This is a genomic window from Komagataeibacter melomenusus, assembly GCF_013155395.1.
Classification (GTDB): domain Bacteria; phylum Pseudomonadota; class Alphaproteobacteria; order Acetobacterales; family Acetobacteraceae; genus Komagataeibacter; species Komagataeibacter melomenusus.
The window spans coordinates 1-1,186 of record NZ_JABJWC010000100.1; the positions used below are offsets into that span (position 1 = coordinate 1).

Sequence of the window (1,186 nt, forward strand, 5' to 3'; positions counted from 1 at the left end):
TGAACGCTGGGTCCTTCGCGACCAATCGATGCACCGCAGATCAGCCCGAGGCAAGTCATCAGGACCTTGCCTAGCGCAATGCGCAATGTCAGAATTTTGTCCACCAGCATGAAATTATGCATGTGCAGTGTTGCGATTGTCTGAGGAATGCCGGAGCCTTGGGCACCATTGAACAGTAGGCGCGTCAACCAGGTAATGGTGATCATTCCAAGTGGTGCAATCAGAAGCATAGACCAGGCATTCAGGACGACAATGCGGTAACGAAGACCGGCTGCCGCATCTCCCAGATGGGCAAAGATCACCGAAATAATACCGATCAGCACTGCCCCAGAGCAGTACATGAATGTTCTCTGCCATTTCAGTGTTCTGACACGAGCCAGGCGACGAAGGCGACGGGTACGTCTGGAGCGATTTCCACCTTCAGTGGACTGGCGGCCAGTCGGAACTGCACCACGATATGACAATGTCGGGAAAACGGCCACGGTAGGGAAGTTCCACACTGTGATGCAGGAAATGAGGCATATACCATATGTTCATATGCGCCCACTCGGAACCCATACCGGGAAGACGGCTGATATTCACCCTTAAAATCTATGGGACTGCTACGTAGATCATTCATGCATCCTGTAGTTCTGGGTCTACGAGAACGCGCGGACCGGAGCAGCTTAGCGGGCCTGAAGGGCGGGCAACAGGCCTCTTTAATTCCCCCTAATGTTTCGCAGTTGAAGGAGTGTTGAGGCGCTCTGGAGGCAGGGGTCAAGATAGGCTCAGAAGTTCGACTTTCCCGGATGCTGGCCTCGTCGATATAGGTCTCGAAGACCTGAAGGCTTTTGTGTCGCGCGAAGCGCTTCAGTTCCAGGAGATCATACCCGTCTTTCGCCCCCGTGGTGATGGCGCCGCAGCGCTGGCTGTGTCCGCCAAAGTTTCCCTCAAGGTGGGTGTCGCCGCATCGTTTGCGGATGATGTCCGTGATCGCCCGATCCGACAGGGCGCTCTGATCGATCCTGGGAGGGCCCCTGGCGGGAGTGACTCCCGTCCTGTAGCCCTCTGCGGACCAGATGGAGGGTTCGAAAAACCTTTGATTGACTTCTCTTGTGCCTGATTTCAGGTTTTTAGCGTGTTGACTGCTGCTTCCCTGGTCTAACTTTTACTCTGGGTTTTGAGCAGAGCGATGGTTTCCTGCTCT

Annotated in this window: 1 protein-coding gene; it reads right to left on the reverse strand. The window is 54.7% G+C overall.

Annotated elements, in window-relative coordinates; translation table 11 throughout:
- On the reverse strand, window positions 1–341 hold a 341-nt coding region (locus HNW77_RS17185), incomplete at its 3' end, for a chloride channel protein (protein ID WP_172159311.1).
- Window positions 342–1,186 lie beyond the last annotated feature (845 nt).